We start from the raw sequence: 16023 nt of genomic DNA, 5'->3' as shown, positions 1-16023 counted from the left end.
GTCAATGATGCCACGAATTCAACCTTTATTATTTAGCACGCACATCGTCTTCTATGAGCGAGAAGAGCAGATGGTCTTGCCACATACCATTTATTTTCAGGTAGGAGCGTAGCAGTCCTTCCCTCTGAAATCCGGCTTTTTCGAGAAGGCGGATCGATCTTTCATTGCTTGGAATACAGGCGGCTTCCAGCCGGTGCAACCGGACTTTGGTAAAAGCATGGGATATCAGCAGGCGCAACGCCTCGCTCATATAGCCCTGACCGGCATAGGGCGCACCCATCCAGTACCCAATCATGCCGTTTTGGCCGACACCCCGCCGGATATTGCCAAGCGTGATGCCACCGAGCAGGCGTGAATCTGAATTGTGGAAAAGAAAGAACGGATGCGCCGTTCCTGCGGCCGCTTCGTCGTCATAGTGCCGTATCCGGTGGCGGAATGCGCTGCGCTCCAGATCGTCGTCCGCCCACAGCGGTTCCCACGGCGCGAGGAAATCCCGGCTCAGCGCGCGCAGATTGGCCCAGGCCCGATAGTCGGAAATCTGTGGCGGGCGCAGATAAAGCCTTTCGCCCTGCAGCAAGGGCGAAGCACTTTTCAGGAAGGGCAGGGCGATCATGGCGGTATGCCGCTGACGCTCTAGACCGCTATTTTCCGTGGGCTTGGCGTTGCCGATGCCAGCCCATGTCGAATATCAGGGAACTTCATCAATGGGGCGATGGGACCAACGGCAGCCAAAGTCGGCGATGCGTCGATGAACAGCCGTCCGGCAAGATCGGTCAGGCGTTCCGTGGTGATCTTGGACAGGCGCTCCACCAGTTCTTCGGTGGAAACCGCATGGCCATAGAGCAGCATCTGGCGGGCAATCTGCCCGGCGCGGCTTGCCGCGCTCTCATGCGACATCAGCAGGCTGGCGCGGTACTGCGCCCGTGCGCGGTTCAATTCGTCCTGCCCGATGTTGCGCGCCGCTTCATGCAATTCGTTGATGATGACGGGGACGAGCTTTTTCAGGTGGCTGCGTCCGGTTGCGGCATGAATGCCGAAAACGCCGGTGTCGGAGAATCCCCAATGGAAGGCATAGACCGAATAGCACAGCCCGCGCTTTTCCCGCACTTCCTGAAACAGCCGTGAGGACATGCCGCCGCCAAGAATCATGGCAAGGAGCTGCGAGGCATAGAAGTCGCGCACGTGATAGGCGCGGCCCTCGAAGCCGAGAACGACCTGCGCATCCATCAATTCGCGCTGCTCGCGGAAATCTCCGCCGACATAATGGGCGACATCGGGTTCCGGCGCCGTCGTCTTTGCCCGGAAAGAGCCAAGGCGGCTTTCGACTTCGCGCACGAAATCGTCGTGCTTGACGCCGCCGGCCGCCACAACGACCATGCGTTCGGCGCTGTACTGGTCATCCATATAGCGGCGCAGATCGGCCGACGAAAAGGACTGGACGGTTTCCGGCGTGCCGAGAATGGTGCGCCCGATCGTCTGGTTGCGGAAGGCGGTTTCGGTGAACCGGTCGAAGACCACATCGTCGGGCGTGTCATGCGCCGCACCGATTTCCTGCATGATCACGTTTTTCTCGCGTTCCAGCTCTTCCGCATCAAATTTGGAGCTGTTGAGAATATCGGCGAGAATATCGATGGCCAGGGGCATGTCATCGCGCAGGACGCGGGCATAGAAGGATGTTGTTTCAACACTGGTGGCGGCGTTGATCTCGCCGCCCACATCCTCGATATCGGCGGCTATTTTCCAGGCGGAGCGATTTTCCGTTCCCTTGAAGGCCATATGTTCCAGAAGATGGGCAATACCGTGCTGATTGCTCGCCTCGTTACGTGATCCTGCCTTGACCCAGATGCCAAGGGCTACACTCTCCACATGCGGCATTGTCTCTGTCGCAATCGTCAGACCGTTGGAGAGGCGACTGATTTCAACGCCCATTCAATGCTCCTTACCTTGCCGCTCTTGAACGTCGGCTGACATACTCTTCCACATTTCTAAGGTCATTGGGAAGTACCGTATACTGTTCTTTTCGCTGCATGAGGTCGCCGAGCCAGAGCGGAAGCGCCGGATGAACGCCGCTTGCGGCTTCCACCGCGTCGGGAAATTTGGCCGGATGCGCCGTCGCAAGAACAATGCTGGGTACGCCGGCGCCGGCTTTTTCGCGTGCGACCTTCAGGCCGATGGCCGAGTGCGGATCGAGCAGGTAGCCCGATTGTGCAAGAACATCCTTGATCGCAAGGGCGGTATCGGCTTTTGTCGAGCGCCCCGCATCAAATTCGCTGCGGATTTTCGCAAGCGGCGCGTCGGCAATGGTAAAGCTGCCGGACTGCTTCAGGCCGTCCATCAGGCGGCGAACAGCGGCGGCATCGCGTCCATGTGCCTCGAACAGCAGGCGTTCGAAATTCGATGAAACCTGAATGTCCATGGACGGCGAGGTGGTGTGCTGCACGCCGCGTGTTTCATATTTTCCCGTCTCGATCGTCCGGGTCAAAATATCGTTATCATTGGTTGCAATCACCAGCCGGTCGATGGGAAGCCCCATGCGCTTGGCGACATAGCCGGCAAAAATATCGCCGAAATTGCCGGTCGGCACTGTAAAGGAAACCGGCCGGTCCGGACTGCCAAGGGCGACTGCCGCGGTGAAGTAATAAACGATCTGCGGCATGATGCGCGCCCAGTTGATCGAGTTGACGCCCGACAGCGAAAGTGAGTCGCGGAAGTTCAGATCGTTGAACATGTCTTTGACCAGCGACTGGCAGTCATCGAAATTGCCTTCGATTGCCAGGGCATGCACGTTGGACGCCGCCGATGTCGTCATCTGCCGCTGCTGCACCGGCGAGACGCGGCTGTGCGGGAACAGGATGAAAATGTCCGTGCGGTCACGGTTGGCGAAGGCTTCGATGGCGGCGCCGCCCGTGTCACCGGACGTGGCGCCGACAATGGTCGCGCGCTGGTCGCGCTTGGCAAGGATGTAATCCATCAGCCGGGCGAGCAGTTGCATGGCCACATCCTTGAATGCAAGGGTGGGGCCATGGAAAAGCTCAAGGACGAATTCGTTGTGACCGGTCTGGATCAGCGGGCAGACAGCCTTGTGGCGGAACGTTGCATAGGCCTCGTGCACCATGCGCTCGAAATCCGCCTGATCGATATCACCGGCGATGAATGGGGTGAGGACGCGGATTGCCACGTCTTCGTAGCTTTTGCCGCGCAAGGCGCGAATCTCGTCAAGGGAAAGTTGTGGAAATTCCTGCGGCAGATAAAGGCCGCCATCGCGCGCCAGACCAGCCAGAAGGGCATCGGAAAAGCCCAAAACCGGCGCTTCTCCGCGAGTGCTTGCATATTTCATATCATTCGCCTTTTGTACCGCGCTTGCGAGCCAGCCAACACCTGTGGCAGAAAGCTGGAAAGCACCGTCGCATTCTTACCTTACCGTTGGTATAGAACAGGTCCGTTCGTCAAGGAAAGTTCAGTTCATGAAGTCAGAAACACATAAATCTCTGCCCTTCTATCACGTTTGCGGCATGATTTTCGCTGTGGGTCTTGCGGGATGCTCCACAAGCGGTACCAAGGACGCATCGAAGGATCCGGCAGTGCAGGAGGCGCAGGCGCGCATCACCGCAACGGAACTGACTGCCTATTGTCCGACGGTGACCATCCGCGAGGGAACAGCCATCTTCAACAATTACGGCAAGGCGCCCAAAGCGCCGGAAAACCTGATCTATCAGGCCTCGATCGCCGACGAGACGCGTTCCTGCCAGCGCAACGGCGGTACGCTCGGGATGAATGTCGCCATTTCCGGCAAGGTCGTTCCCGGCCCGAAATTCAGCCCCGGCACGCTGACCATGCCGATCCGCGTCGCTGTCATGCAGGGATCGAATGTGCTGTATTCCAAGCTCTACCGGCAGCCGATTTCGGCGACCGATACCTCGGCTGCATCGCAGTTCATTTTCAACGATCCCAATGTCAGCTTCCCGACGCCGACAGCGAAGGACATTCAGGTCTTCATCGGATTTGATGAAGGCCCGGATGATTCCCAGGCAAAGACGAAGACCAAAAAGAAGAAGTAAGACAAGCCAGGCACAACCGGCTTTATGAAAAAGGCACCGCTTTGGCGGTGCCTTTTGTTTTGATCCTAGACGGCCTCGGACCAGACGGCCATGGCCTCGATAACGGCAGGGAGGTCGCGGTGACGGCTGATGACGGTTTCAGCGCCCGCATCGGTCAGCTTGTCCGCATGACCCGGATAGGTATGGGCGCCGCCGGTAAAACCGATAACGCGCATACCGGCGGTCACGGCCGCATGCACGCCATGCGCGGAGTCTTCGATGACGATGCAGCGGGCAGGATCGACGTTGAAATGCTTGGCGGCGTAGATATAGACATCCGGCGCCGGCTTTGACTTCCGGGTTCCCACTTCGCGCGCCGAAAAAATATTCGGAGCGAAGAGATCGTAGAGTGTGCTTTGCTCCAGCATCATCTTCAGCGACGCGCTGGTCGAGTTGGATGCAATGCATTTGGGGTATTTGAGCGCGGCGGCAACCTGTTCGATACCCTCGATGACATTCAGTTCATGACGCAGCTTGTGGTCCATCTGGCGGGCGGATTCCTCGATCAGCGACGCGGAAATCGGAACACCCGATTCTTTCTCCACCTGAATGAGGATGTCGGTCCAGGTCAGTCCGGCAAAGCGCTCGGCAATGGCCTCGGCTTCAATCGGATAGCCCGACTCCGTCAACAGTTTCGATTCGACTTCGGCGGCCAATATCTCTGAATCGACGAGCACGCCATCGCAGTCGAAAATGATCAGCTGGGGTTCCATTACGTCATACCTGTTCGTGAAAAATGGCTGCATCATGCAGCTTTGGGTCAAGTCTGGGGGATTACCGGCATCGACTACACTCTTATTGGCGGTGCGTCAAAGAAAAGCGCATTGTTTTCATTCACGGATATCTGTCGGCTTTAACGCGATGTTTACCCTGCTCGGTAACCATAAGGTCAGTTCAGTAACGCGTCTCCAGTAATCGAGTATCCCATGTCCGTTGTTCGTCTCGTCAATGACCTGCCCCAGGCTGCGCCGCAATCCTCCTGGCTCGACACGATCCTGAAAGGCGACTGTGTTGCCGCCCTCAATCGTCTTCCCGACCATTCGATCGACGTCATCTTTGCCGATCCTCCCTACAATCTGCAGCTTGATGGCGATCTGCATCGCCCGGACCAGTCAAAGGTCGATGCCGTGGACGATCATTGGGACCAGTTCGACAGTTTCCAGGCCTATGATGCCTTCACGCGCGCCTGGCTGCTTGCCTGCCGCCGCGTTCTGAAGCCGAACGGCACGATCTGGGTGATCGGCTCCTATCACAATATCTTCCGCGTTGGCGCCACCATGCAGGATCTCGGATTCTGGATGCTCAACGACATCATCTGGCGCAAGAACAACCCCATGCCGAATTTCCGCGGCCGCCGTTTCCAGAACGCGCATGAAACCATGATCTGGGCGTCGCGCGACCAGAAGAGCAAGGGCTACACCTTCAACTACGAAGCGATGAAGGCCGCCAATGACGATCTGCAGATGCGGTCCGACTGGCTGTTTCCCATCTGCACCGGTGCGGAGCGTCTGAAAGATGAGAATGGCGACAAGATCCACCCGACCCAGAAACCGGAAGCCCTCCTGGCCCGTCTTCTCATGGCTTCGTCCAAGCCCGGCGATGTCATTCTCGATCCGTTCTTCGGATCGGGAACAACAGGCGCGGTTGCCAAGCGCCTTGGCCGTCATTTTGTCGGCGTTGAGCGGGAACAGAAATATATCGACGCGGCGATGAGCCGGATTGCCTCGGTCGAGGAACTGGGCGGTGCCGAACTCAAGGTGATGACCGGCAAGCGGGCCGAGCCGCGTGTTGCCTTCGGCAGCATCGTCGAAGCGGGACTTTTGAAGCCGGGTGTGGTCCTGAGCGATGCCCGCCAGCGGCATGCGGCTATCGTCCGCGCCGACGGAACGGTTGCCAGCAATGGCGATGCGGGCTCGATCCACCGCATGGGCGCCAAGGTGCAGGGTTTTGATGCCTGCAACGGCTGGACGTTCTGGCACTATGAGGAAGACGGCAAGCTCAAGCCGATCGACGAGCTGCGCAAGCAGGTCCGCGACGGAATGGCTTCCGCCGGCGTTTGAATTCCAATCCGATCGGACGTGACCTCCAGTACCGCTCTGATCCAGGAACGCCCAGGGTACCCGCCCTGGGCGTTTCGTTGTCTGCGGCGGATCAGACGCGGATGCCGAGGCGGTTGAGGTCCGCGCGCAGCGTTTGCGGGTCGATGAACTGTACCGACTGCCATCCGGCCGCCTGCGCCCCGGCAACATTCTTGGCGCTGTCGTCGATGAACAGCGTGGCGGCGGGATCAACGCCGAATGTTGCGACGTGATGGTCATAGATCGCCTTGTCAGGCTTGATCAGACCGATATCGCCCGAGATGGTGACGCCGCGGCTTTCCGTCAGGAAGGGGAAACGCTGCCAGGCTTCGCGCAGCGTATCGGAGGCGAAATTCGTCAGCATCGTCACATCGTGCCCGTCGGCGATCAACTGGCGCATGATGACCACGCTGTCGTCGATGGGGTGGGTGATCATCTGGTGCCAGTTCTGCCGGAAGGCACGGATCTGGTGCTCGCGGTCGGGAAAATCCGCGATCAGCAGCGCTTCGGCATCAGCCCATTTGCGGCCGCGGTCCTGTTCGATGTTCCATTCGTGGGTGCAGACATTGTCGAAGAACCATTTGCGTTCGGCCGCATCCGGGATGACACTGCGGAAAGCAACATCGGGATCATAGTGAATAAGAACCTGTCCGATGTCGAAAACGATATGTTTGACGGGTGTCATGCCTCTTTCCTTCTTTTCGCGAAAGCATCCGGTATGGCGGCAGCAATGGCTTTTTTCATCACTGTCGGCAATGCCTCATTGTCCAAATTCTCCACGCTGATCCACCAGCCATTCCCGCAGGCCGGCTTGCGCACGTTCCGGGCCTCGTAGATCGTCAGGCGCAGTTCAAAATGCGTGAAAATATGGGTTATTGTGCCGCTGGGCACCCATTGGGCGGTGAAGGGAGCCGCATCGATGCCCGTTTCGCCATCGATTCGGGAGGTCCATTCCGTCGTCGGCACCTCGGTCATGCCGCCAAGCAATCCCGTTTGAGCCCGTCCGCGCAGATAGACTTCGCCGTCGGCGGAAATGGCGATGAACGCCGCGCCCAGCCGGATTGGCTTTGCCTTTTTGGGCGCCTTCACCGGGAAAAACTCCGGGTCGGTGGTTTTCAGCGCCTCGCAATGGCCGTTGATCGGGCAGATCACGCAGGCTGGCCGCTTGGGTGTACAGATCGTCGCACCGAGATCCATCATCGCCTGCGCAAAGTCACCCGGCCGCTCGCCGGGTGTCAGCACCTGCATCAGCTGCCGGATTTCGGGTTTTGCAACGGGCAGGGGCGTCGACAGGGCATAGAGCCGCGTGATGACACGCTCGACATTGCCGTCGACAACGGCAACCGGCAAGCCAAAGGCAATGGATGCGATGGCGGCCGCCGTATAATCACCGATTCCCGGCAATGATTTGAGCCCGGCAAGATCGGCCGGAAATTGTCCGCCGAAGTCCGCTGCCACGATATCGGCGCACTTTTTCAGGTTGCGCGCACGGGAATAATAGCCCAGCCCGGCCCATGCCCGCATCACGTCATCCTGGCTGGCCGCAGCCAGGTCCGTAACAGCAGGCCATTTGCGGATGAAGCTCAGGAAATAGGGCTTTACCGCCTCCACGGTCGTCTGCTGAAGCATGATCTCCGACAGCCAGATGCGGTAGGGATTAGCTACAATTCCCGACTTGTGATCCCTTGGTGTTATGCGCCAGGGTAAAATGCGATGGTGGCCATCATACCAGGCGAGCAGCTTATTCGTTATTGGTTGCATCAATTCAAAACTGCTTTACAGGGAGGTGGAGTGACATTTCTCATGAAACGGTTGCGAAAGTAAATTCAAGAACATTCGGATTCATAAATGTTCCCAGCTCAGTTGACCAACGCCCTGCTGCTCCCCACAAAAGGGCGTCTCATCGGTATTGATCGCAACAATCGCATTTTCACGTTCCTGTTTGCACTTTTCCCCGGCTTGCTGGTCAGCGGAACCTCGGTAACGCTGGTCTGCGCCTTTCTCTGGGCGATCATCTCCCTGGTTCTGCGGCGCTTTCCCTATCGGATGACGCGCCAGGACCGTATCATCGCCTGGATTTTTACCGCCTATGTCCTGGTGACGGTTTTCGTGGTGCTTCTCAGCCCGAATCTGGCGAAGGGCGCTGAATACCTCTTGAAGATGATCCCGTTCCTGGCGGTCTGGGCCATTATCCCCAGGCTCAAGGTGAGTCTCGACGGGCGCATCGTTTCGTTCTTCGTGACCGGCGCTGGCATCGGGATGATCGGCGCCTTGATTTACAGCATCGTCCAGATGCTCCTGCATGAAAGCCGTGCCACTGGCGGCGCCGGCAATGCTGCGGTTTTCGGGCTTTTTGCCGTGCTGTTCGGCAGCATCGCGCTGCTCAACGTTCACTCGGAGAGCAAAACCGAACGGCTGATTGCCGTTGCGGGGTTCACCTGCGGGTTGATCTGTGCTTTCCTTTCCGGCACCCGGTCGGCCTGGCTGGTCATCCCGTTTCATTGCGCCATCCTGTTCTGGTACCTGCGCGGCCAGACCCTGCCGTCGATCAATCGAACCGTGAAACTGCTGATGGCGCTTTTGCTCGTGGTGGTGGCTCTTGCGGCTGTCCCGAAGATCATGGATCGCTACAGCGCGCTGCAGACCGATATCGTGCAGCTGGATGAAGATCCCAACAATATCAGCTCGCTGAGCGCCCGGCTTCTGCTGTGGAGCGGCGCTGAAAAAGCATTTCTCGCGTCCCCGCTGATCGGACAGGGCCCGCAAAACCGTATGCAGTCGGTCAACGAGGCTTTGAATCTGCCTCCCGAGAAGTACATGGTGTTCACCCATGTCCATAACGGCTTTTTGAATGCGGCAGTCGATGGCGGCGTGCTGGGTGTTGTGGCACTGCTGCTGCTGCTGTCAGCGCCCATTGTCGCCGCGCGTCTGAAGGAACCCGGACCCGGGCGGGATTTGACGACGGCGCTTTCCTTGCTGCTCGTGACGGCTTATGTGATCACCGGAATGTTTGGTATCATGTTCGGCCACGATGCGACCGACGCGGTTTTCATCTACGTGACGCTGCTCATCTGCACGATTTCCGGTCCGACGCCCTATTTGTCGGTGCGGGAGATCGCGGACCGCGCCGAACAGGACAAAGCCGCGCTGGCGGCATAGTAATGGGTTGAGGATAAAGTTCTGACATGAAAGCGATTGTTACCGGAGCGGCAGGCTTTATCGGCTTTCACGTGGCAAAGCGGCTCGCCGGGGAGGGTTTCGAGGTCGTCGCCATCGACAATCTCAATGATTACTATCAGGTGGCCCTCAAGGAAACCCGCCTGTCAGCGCTGGATGGATTGTCCAATATCCGCTTTGTCCGCGCCAATATTGCCAGACCGGAGGAACTGCGCGCCGCGATTGCCAGCGACACCGATGCGGATGTCATCGTGCATCTGGCGGCTCAGGCGGGCGTGCGCTACTCCGTCGAAAATCCGGCTGCCTATGTCGATGCCAATGTTCAGGGCCAGGTGAGCGTGTTTGAACAGGCCCGCGTGATGCCGAAGCAGCCCCCCGTCGTCTATGCAAGCTCGTCGTCGGTTTATGGCGCCAATACCAAGGTGCCGTTTTCCGAGAGCGATCCGGTCAATCATCCGGTGTCGGTCTATGCGGCGACAAAGCGCTCGGCGGAGCTGCTGGCCTACTCCTATGCGCACGTCCACAAGATCGCTTCGACGGGCCTGCGCTTCTTCACGGTCTATGGCCCCTATGGCCGGCCGGACATGGCGCCATGGCTGTTCACGGACGCCATTTCAAAGGGCGAGCCGATCAAGGTCTATAATCACGGCAAGATGGCGCGCGATTTCACCTTTATCGACGATATCGTCAGCGGCGTCCTCGGTGCGGTGAACCGTATCCTGTCCAATCCTGCGGAAACCGCCCCGGTCTACAATCTCGGCAACAACAATCCGGTGGCCTTGCTCCGCTTTATCGAGATCATCGAGCAGGCGGTCGGCCGGGAAGCCATCAAGGCGTTTGAGCCAATGCCCCCGGCGGATGTCGAGCGCACCTATGCCGATATCGGTCTTGCCACGCGCGATCTGGGCTTTTGCCCGAAGACGACGCTGGAAGAGGGTATACCCCTGTTTGTTGAATGGTTTCGCGGCTATAATGGCCGCTGACGCTTCCATTCCGGACATGCAAGGCAGTTTAAACGATGAGCGATGACCGCAAGCAAAGGGGATTCCGGCCATTGGCCGACCCCGCATCGGGCGTGCTCGATCCTGTCCTGCGCAAACGGGCAGGGATCACCATTGAACTCGTTCAGGCCTGGGAAGAGGTGGTCGGTCCGGCTCTCGGTGACCAGTCGCGGCCCCTGAAGCTCCTGTGGCCGCGCCGGGCCCATGAGGACGATCCGTTCCAGCCGGCGACGCTGGTGATTGCCTGCCAGGGGTTTACCGCCATGCGCATTCAGCACGAGACCGGCGAAATCATCAGCCGGGTCAATGCCTTTCTCGGCTTTGCCGCGGTCGGCCGCATCAAGATCGAGCAGAAGGCCATCACGCTGCCCGCGCCGAAGCGGCGGCCATTGCCGCCCGTCGACGCGGCAACCAGGGGGAAGATCAGCCGTGTCGTCGAAGCCATCGAGGACGACAGCCTGCGCGAGGCGCTGGAACGGCTGGGGCAAAGCATCCATGCGGAAAAGATCAAGCGCTAGCCTGATCGCGGTTGGTTTGTCGTACCACGCACCGGAGATTTTGCAGCCTTCATTGTACAAACTCACAGCCTAACCCCTTTCACCTGCTCCACTTTCCCATTATGGTCCGCAATGAGGCCGGTCGAAACGGATCGGTCTTGGGGCGTAGAAACTCCTTCCAAGAGCGGTCGGTGTCGACCGCAAAGGCACCTCCTCAGCCCTATGGCCGGGGAGGCCCCGGCGTATGTCCAGAGCTTCGGCTTAAAGGCCGTGGCGGTCGTCTCTTGGCGATTTTCTAACTCCCCGGTCACCAGAGGATAAGCCTCGGGTGACCGCTTTCCTCTGGATGGACAAGGGAGTGCGGCGTGACCGATTACAATTTCTGGCAGGATTTGTTCGATACGTACCAGTCATTGTCGGACTGGCTCAAGATTCTATGGCTGATCGTTCCGCCCGCCTTCGTGCTGGGGCTGGTGGCGCTGACACTGCGCTTTCGCATTGAGAGCAGGAGGGTGGAAAGACGTTTTGACGGTGAGCTGGTCTATTCCATCCACCGCGATGCGGGCAACCAGCTGCATGTCATCAGCCATGTCAGGCAGGCGGGAGATAATCCTCCGCTGCTTTTTCTCGATCAGGGCGACCGCGAGGCTTTTGATTACACGGACCACCCATCGTCGTCATCCTCGGGTTGAGCCCGGGATGACGGAGGGGCGATGTCCAATGATTGACGGCGTGCGATTGTGTTCTGCTTGGTCTTTATTCCCGCCAGATCACGAAAAATTCAAAGACAGATGGCAAGCTCTGCCTTAAAGAGACTGCCATAGGGCTCTACGGAGTCAAACAACGCATAATCAACACCGGAGACAGGTGATCCTTATGACTGACATGCTGACACGCCGAAACATTCTGACCCTCGCGGCCGTATCGACGGCGGCGCTCGCTGTGACTGCGGGCAACCCTGCATGGTCAGAAGATGCGGCCAAGCCCGCCGCGACACCGGTGCCCGGCACGCCCGCCGACGTCAAGATTCCGGAATCCGCCGGGAAGGTCGATCCGGCCAAGCTGATGGAGCAGGGTCCTCTCAAGGATATCGTGATGGGCAAGGCCGACGCCCCGGTCACCATCATCGAATATGCGTCGATGACCTGCCCGCATTGCGCGCACTTCACCGTTGCCACCCTGCCGGCGATCAAGGAAAAGTACATCGACACGGGCAAGGCCAAGCTCATCCTGCGCGAATTTCCATTCGATCCGCGCGCTGCCGCCGCCTTCATGCTGGCCCGCTGCGCCCCGGAAGACCGCTACTATCCGCTCGTTGATGTCCTGTTCAAACAGCAGGAACAGTGGGCTGCATCGGCAAATGCCGTAGAACCTTTGATGCAAATCTCCAAATTGGCCGGTTTTACACAGGAGTCGTTCAACGCTTGCTTGACGAACCAAAAACTTCTGGATGATGTGAATGCATCGCGTGACCGCGGAGCCAAGGATTTCGGCGTCAATGCTACGCCGACCTTCTTCATCAACGGCACGAAATATGCAGGAGCCCTATCGGTTGACGAAATGTCAGCGATTATCGACGGTCTACTCTGATAGCTGCCTGTTGAATTCAGGCGGACGCCTTGCCGCGTCCGCCCTTGCGGTATCGTGCGGGAAGGGCCTCTGATGCGCTTCACGAAACTCCGCCTCCTCGGTTTCAAATCCTTCGTCGAACCCGCCGAATTCGTCATTGAAAGCGGATTGACCGGCGTTGTCGGCCCCAATGGCTGCGGCAAGTCCAATCTTGTCGAAGCCCTGCGCTGGGTCATGGGCGAAAGCTCCTACAAGAACATGCGCGCCTCCGGCATGGATGACGTCATTTTCTCCGGCTCCGGCACGCGCCCGTCGCGCAATACAGCCGAAGTCACGCTGTTTCTCGACAATCACGACCGCAGCGCCCCGGCAACCTTCAACGATGCCGATGAGTTGCAGGTGTCGCGCCGCATTGAACGCGAGGCGGGTTCGGTTTACCGCATCAACGGCAAGGATGCCCGCGCCAAGGACGTGCAGCTGCTGTTCGCCGACCAGTCGACCGGCGCGCGCTCGCCATCGATGGTCGGGCAGGGCCGTATCGGCGAACTGATCCAGGCCAAGCCGCAGGCCCGCCGGGCGCTCCTCGAAGAAGCCGCCGGCATATCCGGCCTGCACACCCGCCGCCATGAAGCGGAGCTGCGCCTGCGGGCAGCGGAACAGAATCTCGAACGGCTGGAAGACGTCGTCGGCGAACTGGAAACCCAGATCGAAAGCCTGAAGCGGCAATCGCGCCAGGCCAACCGGTTCAAGAGCCTGTCGGCGGATATCCGGCGTTCCGAAGCGATCCTCCTGCATTTGAAATGGGCTGTTGCCAAACATCAGGAGGCAGAGGCGCAATCGGCTTTGTCCGCCGCAACCTCAGCCGTCGGCGATTTCGCCCAGGTCCAGATGAACGCCGCCAAGGAACAGGCAATCGGTGCGCACAAGCTGCCTGACTTGCGCGAGGCGGAAGCCAAGGCTGCCGCCGCCTTGCAGCGCCTGACCATCGCCCGCTCGCAGATCGAGGAAGAAGCCCAGCGCATCCGTGCCCGCCAGTCGGAGCTGGAAAAGCGTCTGGCGCAGCTCACCGCCGATATTGCCCGCGAAGAGCAGATGGTGCGCGACAATGCCGATATTCTGGCGCGTCTCGACGCGGAAGAACGTTCGCTCAATCAGGACAACGCCAATGCGGGCGAACACGAACTGGAAACGCGCGCCGATTTTGAACGTGCGGATGCCAAGCTGAGGGAAAGCGAAGCGGCGCTTGCCAAAGTAACCGCTGAACGCGCCGAAGCCACCGCCGAACGGGCGCAGATCGAACGCAATTTGCGCGAAAGCACAGAACGCCGCGACCGCCTTGCCCGCCAGATGGGCGACGTGGAGCGTGATCTTGCGGCCATCACGGCGCAGATTTCCGCGCTTGCCGACCCTATCGAGAAGCAGGCGCTGGTTGAAGCCGCCGAGGCAACGCTTGAGCAGGCGGAAGAAGGCGCCCTGGCTGCGGAAGCGGCTGTCGAAACGGCGCGCCGCACGGAAGCGCAGTTGCGCCAGCCGATGCAGGATGCCCGCAGCAATCTCAACCGCATCGAGACTGAAGCCCGCACCTTGGCCAAGATGATCAATGTCGGCGGCTCGGACCTGTTTCCTGCCGTTGTCGAAGCGGTAAAGGTCGAAAAGGGTTTCGAAGTCGCGCTTGGCGCGGCGCTCGGTGAAGATCTCGATGCGCCGCTGGATCGCAGCGCACCGGTTTTCTGGGGCGATATTGATGGTGCCGGGGATGATCCCGCACTGCCCGCCGGGCTTAAATCCCTCGCCAGTGTGGTCAAGGCACCGCACCAGCTGGCCCGCCGTCTTGCCCAGATCGGCATTGTCGACGAAGCGGACGGCGCGCGCATTCAGGCATCGTTGAAACCGGGTCAGCGGCTGGTCAGCCGTTCCGGTGCGCTGTGGCGCTGGGATGGCTATACGGCAAGCGCCGATGCCCCGACGCCTGCTGCCCAGCGTCTGGCGCAGAAAAACCGCCTGGCCGAGCTGGACATCGAGGTTGTCGAAGCGACGAAGCATCTGCGCGAGGCTGAGGCTGCGATTGCTGGGGCAGAAGCTGCCGTGCGCCAGTCGGTCGACAATGAGCGCACGGCCCGCGATCATTGGCGCGCCATGCAGCGGGCTGTCAGCGATGCGCGTGAGGCGCTTGCATCAGCCGAACGGGCTGCAGGCCAGCTTTCCAGCCGCCGCGCCGCTTTGGACGAGGGCAAGGCCCGCCTCGCCGAAACGCTTGAGGAAACACAGGAGCAGTTTCTTGAAGCTGAGGACCGGCTCGCGCGCGCGCCGGATCTGGAAGAGGTCAATATCCGCCTCAGCCAGCTGACCGCGGAAGTCATGACCGACCGCGCAGCGCTCGCCGAGGCCCGCGCCGTGCATGAGGGCCTGCGCCGCGAGGCCGAGAACCGCATGCGACGTCTGGAGTCCATCGGTTTTGAGCGCAGGAGCTGGAATGACCGCGCGCTGAATGCCGACCGTCAGATCGAATCCCTGACCGAGCGGCGGCAGGAAGCGGAAGAAGAATTTGCCGATCTGGTCGATGCGCCGGATGAAATTGCCGAGCGCAACCGGGCACTGCTGTCGCAGCTCTCGCAAGCGGAAGCGTTGCGCAAGGAGGCGAGTGACCGTCTGGCCGTTGCTGAAGCGCGCCAGCAGGAACTCGATCGCGCCGCCACCGATGCCATTCAGGCGCTGGCCACGGCGCGCGAGGGCCGGGCCCGGTCGGAAGAGCGTCTTGCCGCGGCGCAGGAACGCCGCCACGAGGCCGAAACCCGCATTGGCGAAGCTCTCAACTGTGCGCCGCATGAAGCCATGAAGCTGACTGGGCTCGGCCCCAATGATCCGCTGCCGGACGTCGATGCGACGGACCGCAATCTGGAGCGGCTCAAGATCGAGCGCGAGCGGCTCGGTGCCGTCAATCTGCGGGCCGAGGAAGAGCAGGAAGAATTGTCAGCGCGGCTTGAGGCGATTGTCAGCGAGCGCGAAGACATTATCGAAGCGGTCAAGAAGTTGCGCCAGGCGATCCAGAGCCTCAATCGCGAGGGACGCGAACGGCTGCTTGCGGCGTTCGAGGTGGTGAATGCGCAGTTCCAGCGCCTGTTCACGCATCTGTTCGGTGGCGGCACGGCCGAGTTGCAATTGATTGAATCGGAAGACCCGCTCGAAGCCGGTCTTGAAATTCTCGCCCGGCCGCCCGGCAAGAAGCCGCAGACCATGACGCTCTTGTCCGGCGGCGAGCAGGCCCTGACGGCGATGGCGCTGATCTTTGCAGTGTTCCTGACCAATCCGGCGCCGATCTGCGTGCTCGACGAAGTGGATGCGCCGCTCGATGACCACAATGTCGAACGTTTCTGCAACCTGATGGACGAGATGGCCGCATCAACGGAAACCCGTTTTGTCGTCATCACCCACAATCCGATCACCATGGCGCGCATGAACCGTCTGTTTGGTGTCACCATGGCCGAACAGGGCGTCAGCCAGTTGGTGTCGGTCGATCTCCAGACCGCCGAGCAGCTGCGCGAGGCGAGCTGATACCAGACTGCTTCAAGCTTGAAATGACGAAGGATTTCAAAGATTAACGCGG

The 16023-nt window shown here is 59.8% G+C and carries 14 protein-coding genes; 8 read left to right on the top strand and 6 right to left on the bottom strand.

Features of this window, described 5'->3' with window-relative positions; all coding sequences use genetic code 11:
• Positions 1 to 28 precede the first annotated feature (28 nt).
• Genes ACTJJ7_RS04745 through thrC form a run of 3 tightly spaced genes read right to left on the bottom strand, consistent with a single transcriptional unit; the run spans position 29 to position 3337 of the window.
• Entirely contained in the window at positions 29 to 613 is a 585-nt protein-coding gene (locus ACTJJ7_RS04745) for a GNAT family N-acetyltransferase (protein ID WP_105737028.1), read from the bottom strand.
• Between the two features lie 20 nt (positions 614 to 633).
• A complete protein-coding gene (locus tag ACTJJ7_RS04740; RefSeq protein WP_105737030.1) occupies positions 634 to 1929 on the bottom strand; it encodes a M16 family metallopeptidase in 1296 nt (431 codons plus the stop codon).
• A gap of 10 nt (positions 1930 to 1939) precedes the next feature.
• Positions 1940 to 3337: a threonine synthase gene (thrC, locus tag ACTJJ7_RS04735; RefSeq protein ID WP_440965681.1), complete on the bottom strand. Its 1398-nt coding sequence runs from the start codon at positions 3335 to 3337 to the stop codon at positions 1940 to 1942.
• Between the two features lie 127 nt (positions 3338 to 3464).
• Between thrC and ACTJJ7_RS04730 the strand changes: the two genes are divergently transcribed.
• On the top strand, positions 3465 to 4058 hold the full coding sequence (locus ACTJJ7_RS04730; protein ID WP_245421214.1) for a hypothetical protein: 594 nt from the start codon (positions 3465 to 3467) through the stop codon (positions 4056 to 4058).
• Between the two features lie 65 nt (positions 4059 to 4123).
• Here ACTJJ7_RS04730 and ACTJJ7_RS04725 read toward each other — a convergent pair whose 3' ends face one another.
• On the bottom strand, positions 4124 to 4810 hold the full coding sequence (locus tag ACTJJ7_RS04725) for an HAD family hydrolase (RefSeq protein ID WP_105737034.1): 687 nt from the start codon (positions 4808 to 4810) through the stop codon (positions 4124 to 4126).
• 213 nt (positions 4811 to 5023) lie between these two features.
• Between ACTJJ7_RS04725 and ACTJJ7_RS04720 the strand changes: the two genes are divergently transcribed.
• On the top strand, positions 5024 to 6157 hold the full coding sequence (locus ACTJJ7_RS04720) for a site-specific DNA-methyltransferase (RefSeq protein WP_130268852.1): 1134 nt from the start codon (positions 5024 to 5026) through the stop codon (positions 6155 to 6157).
• 91 nt (positions 6158 to 6248) lie between these two features.
• On the opposite strand, the gene ACTJJ7_RS04715 is transcribed toward ACTJJ7_RS04720, so the two are convergent.
• Entirely contained in the window at positions 6249 to 6860 is a 612-nt protein-coding gene (locus tag ACTJJ7_RS04715) for an HAD family hydrolase (protein ID WP_440965678.1), read from the bottom strand.
• A complete protein-coding gene (gene mutY / locus ACTJJ7_RS04710) occupies positions 6857 to 7936 on the bottom strand; it encodes an A/G-specific adenine glycosylase (RefSeq protein WP_440965676.1) in 1080 nt (359 codons plus the stop codon). The genes ACTJJ7_RS04715 and mutY overlap by 4 nt, the downstream gene beginning before the upstream one ends.
• 87 nt (positions 7937 to 8023) lie before the next feature.
• On the opposite strand from mutY, the gene ACTJJ7_RS04705 reads away from it, so the two are divergent.
• The 6 genes from ACTJJ7_RS04705 to smc all read left to right on the top strand — a co-directional run bounded on the left by ACTJJ7_RS04705 (position 8024) and on the right by smc (position 15971).
• A complete protein-coding gene (locus ACTJJ7_RS04705; protein WP_440965674.1) occupies positions 8024 to 9334 on the top strand; it encodes an O-antigen ligase family protein in 1311 nt (436 codons plus the stop codon).
• Positions 9335 to 9360: 26 nt separating this feature from the next.
• Entirely contained in the window at positions 9361 to 10335 is a 975-nt protein-coding gene (locus ACTJJ7_RS04700) for an SDR family NAD(P)-dependent oxidoreductase (protein ID WP_440965672.1), read from the top strand.
• 35 nt (positions 10336 to 10370) lie between these two features.
• Positions 10371 to 10871, top strand: a complete 501-nt coding sequence (locus ACTJJ7_RS04695) for a DUF721 domain-containing protein (RefSeq protein ID WP_105737044.1) — start codon at positions 10371 to 10373, stop codon at positions 10869 to 10871.
• Positions 10872 to 11215: 344 nt separating this feature from the next.
• On the top strand, positions 11216 to 11542 hold the full coding sequence (locus ACTJJ7_RS04690) for a hypothetical protein (RefSeq protein ID WP_440965670.1): 327 nt from the start codon (positions 11216 to 11218) through the stop codon (positions 11540 to 11542).
• A gap of 184 nt (positions 11543 to 11726) precedes the next feature.
• Positions 11727 to 12440, top strand: coding sequence for a DsbA family protein (locus ACTJJ7_RS04685; RefSeq protein ID WP_105737048.1), 714 nt, complete (start codon positions 11727 to 11729; stop codon positions 12438 to 12440).
• A 72-nt stretch (positions 12441 to 12512) separates the two neighbouring features.
• Entirely contained in the window at positions 12513 to 15971 is a 3459-nt protein-coding gene (gene smc / locus ACTJJ7_RS04680; RefSeq protein ID WP_440965667.1) for a chromosome segregation protein SMC, read from the top strand.
• Positions 15972 to 16023 lie beyond the last annotated feature (52 nt).

This window comes from Phyllobacterium sp. 22229, assembly GCF_052056495.1.
Classification (GTDB): Bacteria; Pseudomonadota; Alphaproteobacteria; order Rhizobiales; family Rhizobiaceae; genus Phyllobacterium; species Phyllobacterium myrsinacearum.
Note: the sequence above shows the minus strand (reverse complement) of the source record. Positions and strands in the feature narration are given on the sequence as shown.